Annotated in this window: 1 protein-coding gene; it reads right to left on the bottom strand. The window is 44.3% G+C overall.

The window, feature by feature from the left end; all coding sequences use genetic code 11:
- Positions 1-11: 11 nt before the first annotated feature.
- Positions 12-1,184: an IS256 family transposase gene (locus tag WD019_RS21635; protein ID WP_425712809.1), complete on the bottom strand. Its 1,173-nt coding sequence runs from the start codon at positions 1,182-1,184 to the stop codon at positions 12-14.
- Positions 1,185-1,290 lie beyond the last annotated feature (106 nt).

Genomic DNA, 1,290 nt, shown 5'->3' with positions numbered 1-1,290 from the left:
TATGAATTTTTTTACTTTCCGTATTTTTCTTCGAACTTTTGCAGAATGCTCGGCTTGGCTTTGGCGAAGCCTGTTGAAATCCTTTCTGTCCACTTGTCATTCATATCGACAATGGTCAAGTAGACGATTTTTTCTGCTGCCTCTATGCTTGTGAGACTGTTCATGGTCTTTAGCCGTTTTCGGATTTCCTTGTTGGTCCTCTCAATCCAGTTGGTCGTGTAGATGGCATACCGTATTTCTGACGGGTAATCCATGAAACTAAGCAACGTGGACAGGTTCTCTTCCCAGGAGGATACGATTTTAGGATAGCGTTCTTTCCAAGCTTCTTTGAATGCCTCGAACTCTCGAATAGCTATTTTTTTCGTAGGCGCTTTGTAAATGGGCTTTAGGGCTTCTGCCAGCTCATACTGGTCTTTTTTCCTCGCTTTATTCAGAGTGTTACGCACCTTGTGCACCACGCAGTGTTGAACGTCAGCTTTTGGATAGACGGATCTGAATGTGTCTTCCAATCCCGAAAGACCGTCAAACACGCCCAGAAGTATCTGTTTAAGCCCTCGTGTGTATAAGTCGGAAAGTACATCATGCCATCCCGTGGAGCTTTCATTCCCTCCAACATAAAAGCCGAGGATTTCACGATGTCCGTCTTCTGTAATGCCCATGGCAATATAGACAGCTTCCTTGTCAACGGTATCGCGTCTGACCTTTACAAAGAGCGCATCAAGAAACAGCGCAATGAAACGCTTCGTAATGGGTCTTTTTCGCCAAGCCTCTATATCCTTCATTGTGGCCTCTGTAATGTTGCTTACTGTTGCGGCCGAATAAGAGGCGCCGACTAGTCTCTCAACCATCTTGCCAACTTCACGTGTACTCATTCCGCTTTGGTACATCCGAACGATGGTTTCTTCGAGCCAATTCTCGTGCCTTCGCTCATACGGTTCGAATAGCTGTGTATGAAACTGCCCCTGCCGATCCCTGGGGATACTGAGTTCTTCTATTCGTCCGTACTTCGTGTCTAAGCCCCGTGGGTAATAGCCGTTACGCTGCAGCTTTTGATCCGGGTTTTCTACTTTGATGAAATTCTTGATCTCCTCCTGAAGCAGGAATTCAATCTTCTCTTTCAAAAAATCCTTTACCATTTGATCCAATTGATTTTGTGACAGAATATCGGTTATACTAAAATTCATAGTAGGGTCTCCTCTCGTTCTGGAATCTTCGACAATTCCGAGAGTACCCTACTTTTTTTATTTTGAGAAGGCCTTCTTTGACTTACACAAGATATTTTACATCATC

It is taken from the genome of Fictibacillus sp. Mic-4, assembly GCF_049843615.1.
In the GTDB taxonomy this organism is placed as follows: Bacteria; Bacillota; Bacilli; order Bacillales; family Fictibacillaceae; genus Fictibacillus_A; species Fictibacillus_A gelatini.
This window is presented reverse-complemented; position numbering and strand designations above follow the sequence as displayed.

Bases quoted from the DNA above. Each gene is read 5' to 3' on its own strand.
- WD019_RS21635 (WP_425712809.1), bottom strand. From the start codon at position 1,184: ATGAATTTTAGTATAACCGATATTCTGTCACAAAATCAATTGGATCAA.